This is a genomic window from Planotetraspora silvatica (genome assembly GCF_016863315.1).
Lineage (GTDB): Bacteria > Actinomycetota > Actinomycetes > Streptosporangiales > Streptosporangiaceae > Planotetraspora > Planotetraspora silvatica.
The window spans coordinates 1-1,792 of sequence record NZ_BOOQ01000011.1; the positions used below are offsets into that span (position 1 = coordinate 1).

The 1,792-nt window shown below is 66.0% G+C and carries 2 protein-coding genes; both read right to left on the reverse strand.

Features of this window, described 5'->3' with window-relative positions:
- Nucleotides 1-796 (reverse strand): DUF4082 domain-containing protein (locus tag Psi02_RS10450; protein WP_203973270.1); only part of this gene is annotated, 796 nt, incomplete at its 3' end.
- A 237-nt stretch (nt 797-1,033) separates the two neighbouring features.
- Nucleotides 1,034-1,792 (reverse strand): right-handed parallel beta-helix repeat-containing protein (locus Psi02_RS10455; RefSeq protein ID WP_203973271.1); only part of this gene is annotated, 759 nt, incomplete at its 5' end.

Below are 1,792 nucleotides of genomic sequence, written 5' to 3' on the forward strand. Positions count from 1 at the left end.
CCAGTCCCTCGATGACCTGGCCCGATCTCGCGGTGATGGATCCCGACCGCTTCAACTCGACGCCCGGCTGCACGCCGTAACTCTTCGATGTCGAGGAGGATGTCGAGGAGTTCGCGCGGGGTTTGGGCGTGGGGGACTTGGTCGGACTACGCGTCGGCTTGGGCGTGGGTGTCGGCGTGGGTGAGGGGGACGGGGTGCCGCTCGGAGGCGTCGACGGCTGCTGCGGGTCCCAGCGGAAGATCACGTCGACCCAGTAGTTGTAGCGCCGGGCGTTGGCCCGCGTGGGGAAGGCTCGCTTGCCGTACCCGAGGACGCCGCCTCGGGAGGTCGTGGTGAGCGGTCCGGCGCTGACCGGCGTGAAGCCGGCGGTCCGGACGTAGGTGCCGTTCTCGCTGTGGTAGGAGACCGTGTAGTCCTGCCCGCCCCAGACGAACACGGGCTTGGAGAAGGAGACCTCCTGCCAGCCGGAGCCGCTCTGGTCGGGGAAGGTGGCCGTCGACAGCAGGCGACCCTGGGCGTCCCACAGGTTTCCCGTGTAGTCGCCGCCCTCTCCGGACTTGTAGAACCGGACCCCGGCCACCCAGCCGTTCCGGTCCGGCGTGAAGCGCATGCCCAGCTCGACGGGCGCCTTGTCGGAGTGCGATCGGTCCCTGACCTTGGTCGTCTTGGACCAGAAGCTGACCTGCTGGATCTGCGAGAGGGGCACCGGGTTCGCGGTTCCGGGCTCGATGGATTTGCCGCCGGAGACGACCAGGACGGCGGAGACGGCCACCGTCAGCAGGCCCGTGACCGCCACAGGCAGGAGCGATGGCCGTAATCGGCGGTCGCCATTCCTTCTGCCGCGACCGCTGGAATGCTTGCCGGCCATCGATCCACCTCCACGCCGATGCACGCTGATGCCAGCTTCTTGATCCTGCGCCAACCGGCATTATTGCGGTTGAGGCACGACCGCGCATCGGCTTCACCGATAGTGCTATCAAATGCCGCTAAGTTAGGAATTTCGGGCTTGTAGGAAGGGGGCTCTGCCTCCGAGTTACGGTCCTGCGGGGGAAGGGATCGTCTGGCCGGTGTCGCCGTAGGCGTTGTCGGTCCATTCCTTGGTGACGGCGCGGCTGTCGACGGGGCCCCAGAGGTAGGAGCCGCGGACGAATTCGTTGTCGGTGAAGTGGGTGTCGCCGGGGACGTCGAAGTAGACGGTCCATCCGCCGCCGCCGAGGGTGTTGCCTTCGACGGTGATGCGTCCGGCGGTGCCTTGGTTGAGGCTTTCGGCGAACATCAGGGCGGCGTTGACGGAGGTGTCCTGGTCGCCGTTTTTGCTCCAGGTGCCGCCGCGGCCGGGGTTGATGATGTTGTTTTTGATGGTGACGTTGGAGACGCGTTCGAAGATTTGCAGTCCGTCGGAGTGGGCGCCTCTGGCGGGTTTGAAGTCGTGGATCCAGGAGTCGGTCATGGTGAAGTTGTCGCCGACTTTGGCGCCGTCGTTGCTCATGCCGTAGATGTCGGCGTGGGAGACGGTGAGGTTGTTGTAGCCGAGTCCGGAGTCGCTGTAGTCGCCGTGGATGGTGACGTGTTCGACGGTGGCTGAGCCGTTGCCGGATGTTTGGATGGCCCAGGATTGGCTGCCGTCGCCGTTGAAGCGGCAGTTGCGGATGACGACGTCGTGGACGCCGTTGCCGATGAGTACCTGGCCGGTGATGTCCAGTCCCTCGATGACCTGGCCCGATCTCGCGGTGATGGATCCCGACCGCTTCAACTCGACGCCCGGCTGCACGCCGTAGCCCTCCGCGGCCGG